Here is a 15,854-nt window from a genome sequence, read left to right as displayed (position 1 = left end):
AAAACGTTAACTTTAAGATTTTAATATAAACTTAACGCGCCCGTGCCAACTTCGTCGCAAATGTACTGGTTGTTTTGGCAGTATACAAGCAACTCGGCGTTAATAAAACCCAAAACTTCCACTGCAACGCTTTCAGGATAAAGCACATGCACGTTCGCCCCGGCATCGAGCGTAAAGCAAACCGGTATACCTGTATCCTGCCTGAATTTCCATATGTGGTTGATGATCTCGAGCGTATTGGGCTTCATCAGGATAAAGTACGGCATGCTCGTCATCATCATAGCGTGAAGGGTGAGCGCTTCGCTTTCCACGATACCGATAAAGGCACTTACATCGCCTTCGGTAAGCGCTTTTTTAATTGCAGAAAGGTTGTCGTGCGCCTGGGCAAAACGCCTTTCGGCATAGGGATGGCCATGCATGAGGTCGTGCCCCACGGTACTGCTTACCTGTTTTTCGCCTTTATCCACCAGCAGGATCGTATCTTTATAATTCCTGAAAACCTCATGGACATCGCCTGTGAACGGCACTCCAAAAAGGTCAGAACTGCCTTCGACCTCTGCGTGCAATCCCCATACAACCACACTGCCGTTTATGCTGCGGCATGCACTGCCTGATCCCAAACGCGCCAGGAAGGAGGCTTTTTTATAAAAATGCTCATCCGTCATCGCAGGGTTCAGTTCACGCTCGAGGCTCATAAGGTTCATGGCCAGTGCCGCCATACCAGATGCCGATGAAGCAATACCCGAGCTGTGCGGGAACGTGTTGTGGGTATCGATCGTAAAATGGTACTCTTCCAGGAATGGCAGATAGCCTGCTACCCTTTCAAAGAATTTCTCGATCTTGGGGCGGAAGCTTTCCTTGGGCTGCCCTTCAAAAAGCAGGTCGAAGGATATTCCGTTAGTATCTTCCTTACGTTCGTAAGCAAGTTTGGTTATGGTCTTGCAATTGTTGAGGGTAAAACTGATGGAGGGGTTTGCCGGGATCTGGTTGGCTTTTTTACCCCAATACTTAACGAGGGCTATGTTGCTCGGGGCACTCCATTCGAAGCTGCCTTTGTCGACTTGGTTTGTATAGGCAGAAGGGATAAGATCCTTTTCGGTCATGGGAACGATTTTGGGGCAAAGGTAACTATTTTAGTTTGGAGCTATTCCACAAAGTTGCGCGAAACAATCGTTACAAGCTTTTCTCAAAGCACACACTGCTCTCTACACCGGCATACTGGCCGTAATTATTTGTTTGGGCATACCCGCTCTTTTTGTACAGGCCGATGGCTTCGGGCATTTTTATGCCGGTTTCGAGTATGCACTTGGCAAACCCCAACTCTTTGGCCCACTGCTCCAATTCCTGCAAAACTGCTAAAGCCATACCCGATCCGCGGTGTTCCCAAGGCACGAACATACGCTTTACTTCCATAGTGGTATCATCATACGGCTTAATGGCACCACAGCCTACAGGCATACCATCTTTATAAACCACAACTACATGCTTCAACATATCAATGGTATTGAATTGGTGAAAAAACTCATGCTCATCGCCATTGCGGATGGCAAGGTCTTTATCCAGCTCGCGGACAAGGTTTTGGAAGTCGGTGTCTTCTGAATGTGCGCTTTATAATTATCATTTTTACAATAAGTTTAAACTTTTAACGAGCCACGGAATCCCCTCGCAGCATAATACGATCCAGCTCCGTTATGGTAGCAGAAAACCGTATCATACCTCCTGTCGCAAAATACCGCGCCTCCTAGTTTTCTGATGCCGGCAGGCGTAGCCACCCAACTTGAGGTTTTCAGGTCGAACTGGCCCAACTGCTGCAACCGGCGGTATTCCTCTTCGGTTAAAATTTCAATGCCCATTTCGGCAGCAATGCCTGTGGCGCTATGTGCCGGCTTGTTTTCACTGCGTGATTCCAGTGCCTGGTGGTCGTAGCACACGCTTCTCCGCCCTTTTGGACTTTCGGCGGCACAGTCATAAAAAATGAATTCGCCTGTATTTTTGTCAACACCTACAACATCGGGTTCGCCACCGGTCTCTTCCATCGCGTCAAGCGACCATAGCCCGGCAGGATCTGCCTCCAGCCGCTCCCGCACCTTTTCCCACTCAATGCCTTTATGGCGGTCGGGATTCTTTTCAAAGCGTGTTCTTAATACAGTAAGCAATGCAGTACGCTGGTCTTGCGATAGTTCTTTTTTAGCTGCCATATTGTTTTAGTTTGTCCGATATCAAATTTACTAAACCATTTATCATATTTTTCACACACGAATATAAAATTCGGTGTAATTTTACTTTATGGAAAATCCGTCACTATCCCTTACATTCAAAATATTGGTAATGATCGCCACCTGTGTCGGTGTCGGCTATTTGTCAAGCCAGTTCACACAGGAAGGTGTAGCAACCTGGTTTACGACTATTGAAAAACCCGCATTCAATCCGCCCAACTGGGTATTCGCGCCGGTATGGACAACACTGTACATCCTGATGGGGCTAGCTGCCGGGCTGGTATGGGGCCGCATTGGTGAACAGCCCGAAACCGTAAAAAAAGGCCTGACGTTTTTCGGGATACAACTGGCACTTAATGCCTTGTGGTCATACCTGTTCTTCGGGCTGCACAATCCGTTGCTGGCTTTGGTAGAAATTATCGTGCTATGGCTGATGATCTATGAAACGTTCCTGCAATTTAACAAGGTAAATAAGATCGCAGGCTATCTCTTTATCCCTTACCTGTTGTGGGTAACATTTGCAACAGTGCTCAATGCCTCGATATGGTGGCTGAACAGATAGTTGATCATAGTATTGAGAGCGGTCCCTGATCTGTAATCTATTCGTCTGTTATCTCTTCCCTGCTATCCTCTCCCTGATCTCGCTTAGTGACTGATCGATAAGCAGCTTGCCGTCGCGGAAAACCTCTTTGAGTTCCCCCTTTTGCTCTTCTTCCCAGCTTGCCTGATCATGAAGTTGGTATGCCCCATTTTCATGGGTGATCTTCATCATCCCTTTAGCCGACTTTTTAGTTCCGTCATCCGTTACAGGATCTTTGAATATCTCACGGCCTTCACCATTTACCTCGCCATAGGTCGCCTTCATCGCGAACCCAAAAGTATCACGGGTGTTGTACTGGTAAGTGAATGAGCCTATGCCCAAAACCACATTGGTACTGGCAAATCCTTTTTGCTTCAGCCTTTCGCATATCTGTGTGGCGCGGTCAAGTGTAATGCTGTCGCCGTATATCGCGCCTATCTGCGGGATCAATTCTTTATATCCTTTATTGTTGGTTGAACCTCCAAATACATCCCATAGCAATTCCACCACACCTTTGCGCTCTTCCTCGGTTTTGCCATCAAGATCGCCGCAAAGTATGTCTACCGGGTTGCCGCTGTCTGGGCGCACCACTACTTTGCCATCACGGCCTGTGATCTCTGCCTTAAGGCGTGGCAGGTAGTCAGTGAGTACCTTCCAAAGATCCCATGTATCCGAAACGATAGACACGATACCTTTAGGATACACTTCCGTTATCAGGCGCTTAAAAGTTTCGTACTCGCCCTCGGTCGTCCCCATGCACATTACTGAATGTTCCGTTGCCGGAACGGAACCACCTACAAGCTCACTATCTGAGTCGGCATTGTAATACTGTTCTAAAAAGTCGATGGCCGGGATCGTATCGGTACCTGTAAAGCTGAGCAGGTGCGCGGCTGATGATATAAGCGATGCATCAATACCCGCCATGCCGCGCATCGAGAAATCATGCGCCTGCCATTGCACGAATTCAGGGACCGACGAGGTTTCCCCTGCATATTTATCCAATATACGGCGGTATTCTTTGGCAATGGTAGCCGAATTGCAGGGCAACCATACAACGTTAGATAGCAGTGTCTCAAAATAATTGGTCAGCCAAAAGAATTCCGGCAGCGTGTTATACATTGTGAACATTGGTACCCGTATAGGAACGGATGCACCTTCGGGCACGGCTTTAAACACCATGGGGATGTAGCCCAGATCATGAAGCGCGGCAATATGTTCTGTACCTACATTATTTTCGCCCAGGTAATTATTGATGCGGCGGGAGTATTGCTGTAGCACTTCCGCTTTTGGCTTTGCAAAAAAGTAGCGCTCAAAATCTTCCAGGATATATTTTTTGATGAAGTACTGCAGCCCGAAGAATACTACTTCGTTTACGCCATCTATGCGTGATTTGCGTGGTGTCCAGTTCGAATACACCAGTGTGGTGCCGTCAGGATACTGCCTGCGGTGGTCCACTTTATAGCCGTCGGTTAATAGTAATGGGGTCATGGTTTTATTATTTTAAAGTATGTTTCGTTGCCTAAATTGACAACTATCAAATTAAGTTATATCTATAGCCTTATTTTTACCTGCTGTACTTTGTCATTCTCAATGTCCGAAAATGAGTTGGTCGTAAATATCTTTTCAAGATCGCCAAACATCTCAAAGCCTTTGCTGAATATACCGTGGCTAACCGCCAGGTAAAGCCTTCCTGCATTTTTCCTTTTCAGCTCTTCGGCAAGGCCGGCAAAGGTCCCGCCGCCGTCGCAAATGTCATCTACTATAAGGCAGTCTGCACCGGCAAGGTCGTGTTCATACACTTTAAAGCCCGACAGCCTGCCGGTTTTGACATCCCTGCTTTTGCTGCATTCCACAACCTCCCTGCCACCAAGGTATTCTGATACTTTATATATTTTCTTCAAAGCGCCGCCATCAGGCGAGATCAGCTTTACATCTGTGCCAATGGCTTTGATGACCTCTGCGATAAACTCATAATTAGGGACGATCTTGCAGTTATTGATGAGCGCGGGTGCCACTTCCGAATGTGGGTCGAAAACCGTCACCTCAGCAAATCCCATCGCATTAATGATGTCGGCATATACTTTTACGGTCAGCGGTTCACCGGGGATCATGATCCTGTCCTGGCGTGCACCGGGAAAGTACGGAATGAAAAGGTTTATCTTTTGCACGCCCATACGCTTAAGGGCATCAACGGCTACGCAAATCTCACCAAGGCGGTTAAAGCTATCAAGGCGGTGGGTGATGGTCACAGCCTCACTGACATCAAAGCCAGGTTCGATCTTTATGTGCGGCTCTCCTCCGTAAAAGGTAAAGCTTTTAAATACTATTTCGGTAGCGTTCAATGGTGCAAATGCCGGATCAAGATTAAGTACTAACATAACAAGTATATTTTGCGTTATTATTACACAAAGTTAAACGATCAGAATTACTACGCAAATTATTTTGTGTATTTTTTACGCAAATTTAATTTCAAAGTGGAAGCCTTCTTTTTCCATAGCTTTGTATTTGGCTTTATTGAAGCGGAAAAGCTTAGCAGGGCGCCCTTCTCTTTTATCCGATAAGGTGCCGGTCTCCTCAACGATACCAAAGCTCATTATCTTTTTGCGAAAGTTGCGGCGGTCTATATCCTTCTGCAGAATGGTGCAGTAAAGGTTCTCGATATCGGAAAAGAGGAACTCTTGGGGAAGAAGGTCAAACCCCACGGGCTGGTAGGCCAGTTTGGCTTTTAGCCGTACAAAGGCGGTACTTATTATCAGGTTGTGGTCAAAGGCGAGCGGAGGCACTTCACTTACGGCGCACCATTGTACGTTCTCGGCATCGGTAGCGGCTTTTATAGCTGTTTTTGAAGAATCGATAAGCGCAAAATAGGCTACGGATATCACGCGGTTGCGGCTGTCCCTGGCAGTGTCATCGCCAAAAGTGTATAATTGCTCGAGGTAGTTTACAGCTACGTTGGTCTCCTCCTGCAGTTCACGCTTTACGGCATCGATCAGCGGCTCATTATCGTGTACCAGCCCGCCCGGCAGCGCCCAGTAAGCTTTTTCAGTGCCGAATTTCTGCCGTATCAGCAGGACATACAGTTTACCTTCGCGGTAGCCGAACACTACGGCATCTACTGCGATCCTGATATGCTGCAACATATAGTGTAAGTTTTACACAAATATACGGATCAACGAATTAATCAGGCAACAAATCGACATAAAAGAAAAAAGCCCCCTTATCCAGGAGGCAGTCATTCGCTTTTTGATGTAATTTAGTTTTTCAGAATCACGAACCAATCCCATTCGGCAGGATCTCCAACACCTACACTTGGGGCATAAAGGAACAGGTGTACCTTAGCATTTGGATTAATTGCCCTGTAGTCCTTAACTGCCTGAAGATGGCTGATGGATGCCCATACAGATTCATGGTTAGTAGTCAGGGGAAAGTTGATATCGCCCAGTCCATAATCCACAAATACAATATCCGAATCGGCTGGCATTGGCACCCCATTCTCGATAACTTCAAATGATGTTGGCGCGCTTAACGTAGCGGGGTAGCTCATCTCGCCAAGGCCATCCCACACAATGGTGCCGTCAAAAATTGTTTCATCCGTTTCCTCATATTTCAGCTTTATGCTGCCAAAGTCGCCCGGCGAAACATACTCCGGCGTGATGGTAAAGGTGTCTGCCTCCTCGAAGCTAAGCTCTTTACCTCCCTCAAAGTTGTTGGTGACCAGGTCTACTTTAAGCAGCAGCACTTTGTTACCGTTAGCAGGATCAATGTTGTTGGCAGGTGATGAGTCATCGTCTGCACAGGACGTGGCGAGCATTGCAAGCCCTAATACTAAAAATAAAGATCTCTTTTTCATAATGTGTATGGTTTTAAGCATTAGATGCCGCCAATCCAAAACGGTTGCGTTAAAATCTTAAATTTTCTTACAAATACTTTCCGCCGCGATAAAACCGCCCGTCCAGGCATTCTGGAAGTTGAAGCCTCCCGTTATCGCATCTATATCGAGTATCTCCCCTGCAAAGTACAGTTTTTCCAGCAGCTTGCTTTCCATTGTCTTAAAATTGACCTCCTTCAGGTTTATGCCGCCCGCCGTAACGAACTCTTCCTTAAAGGTGCTCTTCCCATTCACATTATATTCACCATTGACCAACTGCCCTGCCAGTGCTTCCATGTGGTTCCTGGAAAGGTCGGCCCAGCGGGTTTCTGAAGTTATGCCCGATGCCGTCACAAGGCTTTGCCACAAACGGTTAGGGAAGTTAAATGGAGATTGTTTCGCTACTGTTTTCCTGGCCTGATCCTGTTTCAGCTGCTTTAGGAGTTCAAGGCATTCGTCACTGTCCAAATCGTTAAGCCAGTTGACCTGCAATACAAATTGATAATCCTTCGCTGCCAGTTCACGTGCTCCCCAAGCTGAAAGCCTAAGTATTCCCGGGCCGCTCATCCCCCAGTGGGTGATCAGTAACGGGCCGGAAGCTTCGAGCTTTGAGTTCTTCACTTTTACCGATGCGATGGCAGAAACGCCCATGAGGTCTTTTATCCTTGGGTCTTTTATGTTGAACGTAAACAGCGATGGTACAGGCGGGATGACCGTATGGCCCAATTCTGCCAGCATGTCCCACATTTTGGGGTTACTGCCGGTAGCCATGACCAAATGCACTGCGACGAATACTTCTTTATTTGTCTCTATTTTCCAGTGGGTTTCGGTTTTATACAGCGACTGTATGCTCTCTCCTGTAAGCACCTGAATATTCAGCTTTTTCACAGCATCCATAAAGCAGTCGATGATGGTTTGTGAGCTGTCTGTCACCGGGAACATCCGGCCATCTTCTTCGATCTTAAGCTCTACGCCATGCTTTTCGAACCATTCGATGGTATCGCCTGAGCAAAAACGGTTGAACGGCCCACGCAGTTCTTTTTCGCCCCTTGGGTAGAATTTCACCAGATCATTCGGTACAAAGCAGGCGTGCGTAACGTTGCACCTGCCACCGCCCGATATGCGGACTTTAGACAATACTTCCTTACCGCGTTCCAGTATGGCGACCTTGAGTTTCGGGTTGGCCTCCGCAATGTTGATGGCGGTAAAAAAACCTGCCGCACCTCCCCCGGCTATTATTACATCGTAATTTTTCATAGTCGTTCGGGATGATCAGATATTATGCCATCTACGCCATAGCTTTTTATGCGTGCTATGTCTTCCGTGTCGTTCACCGTCCATGTATATATTTTGTAGCCCGCTTGCTGCGCCTTTTGCACATTGCTTTCCGTCAGCAGCGAAAAATGCGGGTGTATGGCCCGGGCGTTAAATTCCTCTGCCCAGTCCCAGGCCTCCTTCATGCTGGCTTGCGTAAGTACTCCAAGATGTACATCGGGATTTAACCTGCTCATAGCCGCTAACTCTTCACGCTGGAAACTTGACACGATAAAATTATCATAAGAATAGCCCTTCTCCCTCACAAGCTTTTCAAGGAAATCGCCTACCGGCTGTGCCGTGTGCCTGCCTTTCATTTCGATATTGATAAGGCATTTCCTCCCTGCAAGCGCTATTACTTCATCAAGGGTGGGGATCTCATGACCGCCCTCCACTACAAGGGCTTTGAGCTCGTGCAAAAACATCTTGTGCACCTCGCCGCTGCCATTAGTCGTCCTGTCCACGGTAAAATCATGTACTACGACCAACTCACCCGTAGCGCAAATATGTACATCAAGCTCAATGCCGTCAACGCCCATGTCGAGCGCCTTTTGAAATGATGCCAGCGTATTTTCGGGCGAATGGGCCTTTGCGCCACGATGGCCTATTTTTAGCATATCAAAGTTTTTTGCAAAGGTAGGGTTTCGCAACGAATTCGAACACTCTGACTTTCGGTCAATAAAAAACCCGGAGCATAACTCCGGGCCTTATTAAATAACACACACTGAAAAATTAGTTCTTAACCACCCTTACGGTTTCTGTGGCATTGCCCGATGTAAGCCTTGCGAAATACATGCCCGATGCAAAGCCTGATGCATTTACAGTAGCTGCTGTAGCATTTACAGCAGCAGTGTAAACCACTTTGCCTGTCACATCAACGATCTGCATCGAAGAGATCGTGTTGTTGCCTGCATTGAAGTTCCATACATTGTTCGAAGGGTTAGGATAAACGGTGATCGATCTCGAATTGAAATCCTTTGTACCGTTAGTTGATTCAGTGAAAGCAAAAACGCCTGTTGACCTGTTGAAGGTACCATCATACGTACCTGCCGTAGCCATTATGTTTCCGCCATCACCTACAATGGTTACAGTACCAGAAGGGAATGTGGCATTGCCCCATGTAGTTCCCCAGTCATGGTTCAGCCTGAATTTCCACTCTGCCGCGGTAAATGTTACATCATTCACTGTATAGTCAAACCCGTTTGTTGTCTGCATGTCAACATCGACAGTTCCCCATCCGCCAACGGCATCACCAGTGATGCTGATCATCACAAAATCAAATGAGTAAGCATGAGTGTCTGTATTATAGCTGATATTATAGCTGTTCGCCGGAACTGATATGGCAGCTCCTCCCATAGTTGCTGTTCCCGACGGAAATGCCGTACCACCCCAGGTGTCAGTAGCATTAAAGCGGAATGTTGCCGTACCTGCGTTCTCAAAAACAACATTGTTGGCCCTATATGTGACGCCGTCCAACGTAAACATGGATACGGCCGTAGCCCCCATCATCACGTCGACATCGTCGAAGTTACCGGCATCTTCAAAATTGTACTCCAATGTTGTACGGTTAAAAGTGATGTTGTAAACACCCGGCTGTGACGGAATGTTGTTAGAGCTATTGAAAGCCCCTACTCCCGAAGGCCAGGTCGTGCCGCCCCAGTTGTTCGTCCATGAATCATTTTCCCTGAACTTTACAGTCCCACTCGTCAGTGTAAAATTCTCAAGCGTATATACCACGCCATCGGCAGTTACCATGTCGGTATCAGTCGCCCATACACCAGGAGTTGCATCGCCAATAATTCCGATGTTTTGCGCAAACATCATTGCGGTGCCCACTACGAACATTCCCGCAGCAAAAAGTAATTTTTTCATCATAGAAAAGGTTTTAAGATTTAAAGAAAACGTTTTAGTTAATAGTATATAAAAAAAGGCTCCGGTGAAACAAGTCCGCACGGAGCCTGTGATCATCTTAATTCGTCAGTATCCAGTACTGCCAGCCTTTGGCCTCAACCTTTTGGCCTTTCGTAAATGTAATTTTCTCACCGGTCATGTAGTTGGTAAAACTACCCTCTGCGGGAATGGCAAAGCTTGCCGCATCTTTAGACAGGTTGGCGATGTAAATTACTTTTTTGCCATCCTTGTCCCGCTCAAAAGCCAGTACATTTTCAGTAGGAACCTCAAGTATTTTGAATGCTGCGGGGTTCTTGCCACCGTTAAGCGCAGGGTTTTCGTTCTTCAGCTTACCCAGTTTTTCGTAAATGGCGAACATCTTGCCTTTGTTCTTTTCGATAGGGTCCTGCTCGAAGAACTTAAGGCGCTTTTTCAGATCATACTCCTGCCCGGTGTAAATAAGCGGCATACCCGGCATCACGTAGGTCATCGCGGCAAAAGCCTCTGCCCCGTCGCCGAGCCTTTCGTACTCAGTACCGTTCCAGGCATTCTCGTCGTGGTTAGTGGTAAAGTTCATGAATATGTCATCCGCCTCATACTTGCCCGGCCTTTCAGCAAGGAATTTCTTCAGATCAGCTACCGGCTTTTTGCCTTTAGCCACGTCGTTCATCAGGTGGTGCGCCACCCAGCCGTAGCCCATGTCGAACTGTCCTTTGAACAAATATTCTTTATCGCTTTCCATCAGCATGAAAACAGGCTTCACGGCTTTAAGTTTCGGAATGGTGTAATCCCAAAACTTCGTCGGCACATTATCGGCCACATCACAACGGAACCCATCAACATTTTGCTCCTTTACCCAGTACAGCATTTCCTTCATCATAGGCTCATACAGCACTTTGCTGGTATAGTCAAGGTGCGCCACATCGGTCCAGCCCCAGCTTTTTCCCGTTTCAGGGTTCAGCGGGTCGGTCACCTCGCCTTTTGCATTCTTATGGTAATATTCCGGGTGCTCAGTGATCCATTTGTGGTCCCATCCGGTATGGTTGGCTACCCAGTCAAGTATAACGTACATGCCGTTGTCGTGGGCGGTCTTTACCAGGTGCTGGAAATCTTCCAGCGTACCCAGGTCGGGGTTGATGGCAGTATAATCGGTAATGGCATAGTAGCTTCCCAGGTATTTTTCGCGCTCCTTAGGGTCTTTAATATCTTCTATCGAAAGGTCGCCTGTGGCTTTCCTGTTCTTTAGTGAGATCGGGTATACAGGCATCAGCCAGATCACTTTCACGCCCAGCTTTTTCAGCTCGGGAATGTCTTTAGTAAAGGCATTGAAAGTCCCTTCCTTTGAGTAGTTCCGGATGTTGGCCTCATATATCACACTGTTTTCCATCATGGCATCGCTCACGGGAGCCAAAGTGGTTTGCGTTTGCACGGTTTCCTTTGTTTCCTCTCTTTTGTCTTCTTTACAGCTTGTGGCAAGCATTACCAGAGCCATTAGAGATAGTATTGTTTTTTTCATATTCACTTGTTATTTTGTTTAACCACACAGGCACATTGTTTTCAAAAACCTGTTATGTGTTTTTACCACACAGGGCACACAGGTTTTCACTAAGTACACTTTTATGACTTCACTTGTAAGAACACAAAGTTTGCGCTTCGCTTTTTAATTTGCTTACAGAGCTATTTCAATTCAAGTACCAGTACCGATTTCGCTTCCATAGTAATATCTTTTGTCACATCAACCGTTTTGCCGGTTAGTACATCCTTGCCATTGGTAAAGCCAGTAAGCCTTTCTGCAAAGCGTGTAGTACCGAAAGTTTTGGCTTCCGCCGAATTGTTGAGCACTACCATAACCGTTTCATTGTCGTTGTAACGGAAGTACACATATACGTTATCGTGCGGCAGGTAGTGCATCATCCTGCCATTATGAATCACAGTTTTGCCTTTCCTCCAGTTGAACAGCTTTGAAGTCACCTCAAAAAACTGCTGCTGCTCGGCGGTACGACCTGCTTTTGTGAACGCATTGGCCGCATCGCCCGTCCATCCGCCCGGAAAGTCCCTGCGGATGTCGCCATCACCCTTGCCTTTGTCACCTGCCATGCCTATTTCACTGCCGTAGTAAAGCTGTGGGATGCCCCTCACCGTAGCCAGCAATGTCATCGCCATGCGGTATTTATTAATGTCGTTCTTATAGTTCTGGTTAAAGCGGCCTGTATCGTGGTTCTCCGCGAACGTGAGGATGTTGTTGATGTCCGGGTACAAAAAGTCGTTCGCAAAGTTGTCGTACACCTTTTGCATGCCGCTGTCCCATCCGGCCTGGTCCTCGTTGAACACATTGCCAAAAGCATCGTGCAGGGTAAAGTCCATCACGCTTGGCAGGTAGGAGTTGTAACTCTGTATGGCCGCGATCTTGCTGTCCTTTTGCCAATACGACATCTGCGCCTGGTCGTGCATCCACACCTCGCCCACAATATTGAAGTAAGGGTACTCATCGGTGATCGCTTTGGTCCATTTGGCAATGGCCTCCTTATCATTATACGAATAGGTATCCACACGGAAACCGTCAAGATCGGCATATTCTATCCACCAGATCGCATTTTGCGTAAGGTATTTCAGCACCAGCGGGTTGCTTTGGTTCAGGTCGGGCATGCTTGGCACGAACCATCCGTCCACGCACTGGCGCGTATCGATTTTTGAAGCATTAGGGTCAAACTGTGTTGTCATGCGGTAATTGGACTGCGAATAGCCCGGAAACTGGTGAACCCACTCGTATGTCGGCAGGTCTTTGTACATCCAGTGTTCAGCACCCCAGTGATTGGTCACATAATCCATTATGAGCTTCATATCGCGCTTTTTCAATTCTGCCGAAAGCTTTACATAATCTTCATTCGTACCATAGCGTGGGTCAATCTTATATACATCGCTCTGGCCGTACCCGTGGTACGAACCGCGCGGGTCGTTATCCTCGCAAAGCGGCGTGCTCCATATTGCTGTGGCACCCAGCTCTTTTATGTAATCAAGGTGGTCCATGATCCCTTTCAGGTCACCGCCGTGGCGCCCGTTCGGGTTGGTGCGTTCTGCCTTTTCATTGGTCGTGGCAGTATTATCATTTTTGGTGTCTCCATTAGCAAAACGGTCGGGCATGAGCAGGTACATCATATCCGCCGACGAAAAGCTTTGGCGTGTCGCTGAGCCTGGTTTCCTGGCTTTCAGGTCGTATTTTTGCGTAAAGGCCGCTTTCCCTTTGTCATTTTTAAAATAAAAGGTCAGTTGCTGTGCCGATACGTTTTTGGTATCAATGGTCACAAAAATGTAGTTCGGGTTCTCCGTTTTTACCACATTGTTGATCACCACACCATTGCTCACCGATGGCGTGTACTGCGCTATGTTCTTCCCGTAGAACATTACCTGCAATTCGGGATCGTGCATCCCTGCATACCAAAATGGCGGCTCCACGCGGTCGATCTGCGCGAAGGCGGTGGTTACGAAAAATAAAAGCAGAAAAGAAAATTTTTTCATAGTTAGCTCTTTAGTCCTCACCCCCAACCCCCTCTCCAAAGGAGAGGCGGCAGCTACACTCTTGCCGGCATTTGATGCCTTTAAAAGTGTGGCGTGAGATATAGTTATTTGTTTGTAATCCTTTGTACTCACCCCAGCCCCCTCTCAAGGGGGTTAGGGGGCTTACACCGTCACCAATGTATTCGGCTCCACGGTTACATCCCTGCCGTTTACCACGACTGTAAGCTCCCTGTCGCCCTCCAATGTAAAATTCGTTTCGCCTGCATGTACCGATACCTTAAGCACCTGGTTGCGGAAGTTGATCTTGAACGAGTAGCCTTTCCACTGTGCCGGGATCCTTGGCTCAAAGTGCAGCGTGTCATTCTTTACACGCATACCGCCGAAGCCTTCCACAATACTCATCCACGTGCCGGCCATGCTGGTAATATGCAGTCCTTCCTTTACCTCTTTGTTGTAATCGTCAAGGTCAAGGCGCGATGTCCTTAAATAAAAAGTGTACGCCTGCTCCATCCTGCTCAGCCCAGCTGCCTGAATGGAATGCACGCATGGCGACAGTGATGACTCATGCACCGTCAAGGGCTCATAAAAGTCGAAATGCTTTTCCAGTTCTTCCCTTGTAAAATGGTCTTCGAAAAAGTAAAAGCCCTGCAACACGTCGGCCTGCTTAATGTAGGGCGAACGCAGTATCCTGTCCCAGCTCCATTTCTGGTTTATGGGGCGTTGTGCAGGGTCGAGGTCGGCAACCTTTACCAACTCCTTATCAAGGAAGTTATCCTGCTGCAGGTACACACCAAATTCTTCAGAGTACGGAAAGTACATGTTGTCGGCCACATTCTTCCAGCGCACTATCTCCGCCGCATCAAGGCTAACCTTTGTCATTATACGGTTGTAATCTGCCGGATATTCCTCATCAACTCTTGCTATTTGCTCTACGGCATAGTCAATACACCATTTTGCAATATAGTTGGTATAGAAGTTATTATTTACGTTGTTCTCGTATTCATTGGGCCCTGTAACACCAAGGATCACAAACTTATTTTTATTCGATGAGAACGTTGCCCTCTGCTGCCAAAAGCGCGCAATACCAATAAGCACTTCCAGTCCCTTTTCAGGGATGTAGCTGTAGTCGCCGGTAAAGCGGTAGTAATTGTATATGGCAAAAGCTATGGCCCCGTTGCGGTGTATCTCCTCAAAAGTAATTTCCCACTCGTTGTGGCATTCCTCGCCGTTCATGGTTACCATCGGGTAAAGTGCTGCACCATTGGTAAAGCCAAGCTTTCCGGCATTCTCTATCGCTTTATCCAACTGGTTGTAGCGGTAGGTAAGCAGGCTTCGGGCTACGTTCTGGTCTTTGGTCGCCATGTAGAACGGTATGCAATACGCCTCGGTATCCCAGTAGGTGCTACCGCCATATTTCTCGCCGGTAAAGCCTTTCGGGCCTATGTTCAGCCTCGGGTCTTTGCCCAGATACGTTTGGTTCAATTGGAATATGTTGAAACGGATGCCCTGCTGTGCCTTCACATCGCCTTCGATCGTAATGTCGGCCATTTCCCAAATTCCTGCCCATGCCTTTTTCTGCTCGTCGAGCAATGCGTCGTAGCCTTTGGCTATAGCAACAGCAATTACGTTTTTGGCGGCATCGGCCAGTTTGTCTTTATCATGGTTCATCGATACAGTATACCCACCGAATTTCACGATGGCAGCCGTATCGTTTTGGTTGGCCTCAACCGTGTAGCTGAATTGTACTTTGTTATTGCCCGCTCCTGTATTATCCGGAAGTATCTCAAGATCGTTGCCATTCAGCAAAATGCTGTTGTGCATGAACGTACAGGCATTGAAGTGTGTCTTAAAGGTACGTGCCGTTACAAACGCCTCGTTACCCGAATGCTGCACATCCAGCGGTTCCCAAAATGTTTCTTCCCAGTTGGCATCCATGTTCTTTACGCCCGCGTCCACATACGGTTTAAAGGCAATTTGCGCAGCGCGGTTCATTGGCTTCACTTCATAATTGATGACACCCAGTTCATCCGCGACCAGCGAAAGGAAACGTGTAACATTTAACGAAACCTCCATGCCATTTTCCATTCTGGCTTCAAAAGAACGGTTGTACCAGCCTTCCTGCATGTTCAGCTCCCGCCTGAAGTTTTTCACTTCGCATTTGGCAAGGTCAAGGCTTTCTCCGTTTATCTCAATGTCGATGCCTATCCAGTTCGGCGCGTTAAGCACTTTTGCAAAATATTCGGGATAGCCGTTCTTCCACCAGCCCACTTTAGTCTTGTCGGGATAGTAAACGCCTGCTATGTAGCTACCCTGGAAAGTGTGCCCGGAATAGCTTTCCTCAAAATTAGCACGCTGCCCCATGGCGCCATTGCCTATACTGAACAAGCTCTCGGAAGATTCCACCCTGTCCGCTTCAAATCCCTCTTCGATGATCGACCAATTGTCCGGTTTTATATAATCCTGGTTCATT

At 47.5% G+C, this 15,854-nt stretch carries 14 protein-coding genes; 1 reads left to right on the top strand and 13 read right to left on the bottom strand.

All coding sequences use genetic code 11. The features are described from left to right. Positions 1–20: 20 nt before the first annotated feature. From ACT6R0_RS12675 to ACT6R0_RS12665, 3 genes are all read right to left on the bottom strand, one after another. Positions 21–1,103: a diphosphomevalonate/mevalonate 3,5-bisphosphate decarboxylase family protein gene (locus tag ACT6R0_RS12675; RefSeq protein ID WP_444653819.1), complete on the bottom strand. Its 1,083-nt coding sequence runs from the start codon at positions 1,101–1,103 to the stop codon at positions 21–23. A gap of 70 nt (positions 1,104–1,173) precedes the next feature. Further along, entirely contained in the window at positions 1,174–1,494 is a 321-nt protein-coding gene (locus tag ACT6R0_RS12670; protein ID WP_444653818.1) for a GNAT family N-acetyltransferase, read from the bottom strand. Positions 1,495–1,634: 140 nt separating this feature from the next. Beyond that, positions 1,635–2,198, bottom strand: a complete 564-nt coding sequence (locus ACT6R0_RS12665) for a DUF4256 domain-containing protein (RefSeq protein ID WP_444653817.1) — start codon at positions 2,196–2,198, stop codon at positions 1,635–1,637. Between the two features lie 88 nt (positions 2,199–2,286). On the opposite strand from ACT6R0_RS12665, the gene ACT6R0_RS12660 reads away from it, so the two are divergent. Beyond that, positions 2,287–2,778: a TspO/MBR family protein gene (locus tag ACT6R0_RS12660; protein WP_444653816.1), complete on the top strand. Its 492-nt coding sequence runs from the start codon at positions 2,287–2,289 to the stop codon at positions 2,776–2,778. A gap of 48 nt (positions 2,779–2,826) precedes the next feature. Here the strand turns inward: ACT6R0_RS12660 and ACT6R0_RS12655 are convergent, their stop codons facing one another. The 10 genes from ACT6R0_RS12655 to ACT6R0_RS12610 form a co-directional block, all read right to left on the bottom strand. After that, complete coding sequence (locus ACT6R0_RS12655; RefSeq protein WP_444653815.1) at positions 2,827–4,284, bottom strand: nicotinate phosphoribosyltransferase; 1,458 nt, start codon at positions 4,282–4,284, stop codon at positions 2,827–2,829. Positions 4,285–4,346: 62 nt separating this feature from the next. Further along, positions 4,347–5,174, bottom strand: coding sequence for a ribose-phosphate diphosphokinase (gene prs / locus ACT6R0_RS12650; RefSeq protein ID WP_444653813.1), 828 nt, complete (start codon positions 5,172–5,174; stop codon positions 4,347–4,349). 75 nt (positions 5,175–5,249) lie between these two features. Next, on the bottom strand, positions 5,250–5,936 hold the full coding sequence (locus ACT6R0_RS12645) for an NUDIX hydrolase (protein WP_444653811.1): 687 nt from the start codon (positions 5,934–5,936) through the stop codon (positions 5,250–5,252). A gap of 113 nt (positions 5,937–6,049) precedes the next feature. Then, positions 6,050–6,646 (bottom strand): hypothetical protein, encoded by a 597-nt coding sequence (locus ACT6R0_RS12640; protein WP_444653809.1) that lies wholly within the window; start codon positions 6,644–6,646, stop codon positions 6,050–6,052. Positions 6,647–6,703: 57 nt separating this feature from the next. Continuing rightward, positions 6,704–7,921, bottom strand: coding sequence for an NAD(P)/FAD-dependent oxidoreductase (locus tag ACT6R0_RS12635; protein WP_444653807.1), 1,218 nt, complete (start codon positions 7,919–7,921; stop codon positions 6,704–6,706). Next, on the bottom strand, positions 7,918–8,595 hold the full coding sequence (locus ACT6R0_RS12630; RefSeq protein ID WP_444653805.1) for a glycerophosphodiester phosphodiesterase: 678 nt from the start codon (positions 8,593–8,595) through the stop codon (positions 7,918–7,920). Before ACT6R0_RS12630 ends, ACT6R0_RS12635 begins: the two co-directional genes overlap by 4 nt. Before the next feature lie 115 nt (positions 8,596–8,710). Continuing rightward, on the bottom strand, positions 8,711–9,853 hold the full coding sequence (locus ACT6R0_RS12625; RefSeq protein WP_444653804.1) for a T9SS type A sorting domain-containing protein: 1,143 nt from the start codon (positions 9,851–9,853) through the stop codon (positions 8,711–8,713). Between the two features lie 94 nt (positions 9,854–9,947). Then, the gene (locus ACT6R0_RS12620) at positions 9,948–11,384 is read right to left on the bottom strand and encodes an alpha-amylase family glycosyl hydrolase (RefSeq protein ID WP_444653802.1); all 1,437 of its coding nucleotides are present in this window, start codon (positions 11,382–11,384) and stop codon (positions 9,948–9,950) included. A gap of 161 nt (positions 11,385–11,545) precedes the next feature. Next, positions 11,546–13,384 (bottom strand): glycoside hydrolase family 13 protein, encoded by a 1,839-nt coding sequence (locus ACT6R0_RS12615; protein WP_444653800.1) that lies wholly within the window; start codon positions 13,382–13,384, stop codon positions 11,546–11,548. A gap of 162 nt (positions 13,385–13,546) precedes the next feature. Beyond that, a complete protein-coding gene (locus tag ACT6R0_RS12610) occupies positions 13,547–15,853 on the bottom strand; it encodes a glycoside hydrolase family 65 protein (RefSeq protein ID WP_444653799.1) in 2,307 nt (768 codons plus the stop codon). Position 15,854: the final 1 nt, after the last annotated feature.

This window comes from Flavobacterium sp., from assembly GCF_052437795.1.
In the GTDB taxonomy this organism is placed as follows: domain Bacteria; phylum Bacteroidota; class Bacteroidia; order Flavobacteriales; family Flavobacteriaceae; genus Flavobacterium.
This window is presented reverse-complemented; position numbering and strand designations above follow the sequence as displayed.

Bases quoted from the DNA above. Each gene is read 5' to 3' on its own strand.
- ACT6R0_RS12675 (WP_444653819.1), bottom strand. From the start codon at position 1,103: ATGACCGAAAAGGATCTTATCCCTTCTGCCTATACAAACCAAGTCGAC.
- ACT6R0_RS12670 (WP_444653818.1), bottom strand. From the start codon at position 1,494: ATGTTGAAGCATGTAGTTGTGGTTTATAAAGATGGTATGCCTGTAGGC.
- ACT6R0_RS12665 (WP_444653817.1), bottom strand. From the start codon at position 2,198: ATGGCAGCTAAAAAAGAACTATCGCAAGACCAGCGTACTGCATTGCTT.
- ACT6R0_RS12660 (WP_444653816.1), top strand. From the start codon at position 2,287: ATGGAAAATCCGTCACTATCCCTTACATTCAAAATATTGGTAATGATC.
- ACT6R0_RS12655 (WP_444653815.1), bottom strand. From the start codon at position 4,284: ATGACCCCATTACTATTAACCGACGGCTATAAAGTGGACCACCGCAGG.
- prs (WP_444653813.1), bottom strand. From the start codon at position 5,174: ATGTTAGTACTTAATCTTGATCCGGCATTTGCACCATTGAACGCTACC.
- ACT6R0_RS12645 (WP_444653811.1), bottom strand. From the start codon at position 5,936: ATGTTGCAGCATATCAGGATCGCAGTAGATGCCGTAGTGTTCGGCTAC.
- ACT6R0_RS12640 (WP_444653809.1), bottom strand. From the start codon at position 6,646: ATGAAAAAGAGATCTTTATTTTTAGTATTAGGGCTTGCAATGCTCGCC.
- ACT6R0_RS12635 (WP_444653807.1), bottom strand. From the start codon at position 7,921: ATGAAAAATTACGATGTAATAATAGCCGGGGGAGGTGCGGCAGGTTTT.
- ACT6R0_RS12630 (WP_444653805.1), bottom strand. From the start codon at position 8,595: ATGCTAAAAATAGGCCATCGTGGCGCAAAGGCCCATTCGCCCGAAAAT.
- ACT6R0_RS12625 (WP_444653804.1), bottom strand. From the start codon at position 9,853: ATGATGAAAAAATTACTTTTTGCTGCGGGAATGTTCGTAGTGGGCACC.
- ACT6R0_RS12620 (WP_444653802.1), bottom strand. From the start codon at position 11,384: ATGAAAAAAACAATACTATCTCTAATGGCTCTGGTAATGCTTGCCACA.
- ACT6R0_RS12615 (WP_444653800.1), bottom strand. From the start codon at position 13,384: ATGAAAAAATTTTCTTTTCTGCTTTTATTTTTCGTAACCACCGCCTTC.
- ACT6R0_RS12610 (WP_444653799.1), bottom strand. From the start codon at position 15,853: ATGAACCAGGATTATATAAAACCGGACAATTGGTCGATCATCGAAGAG.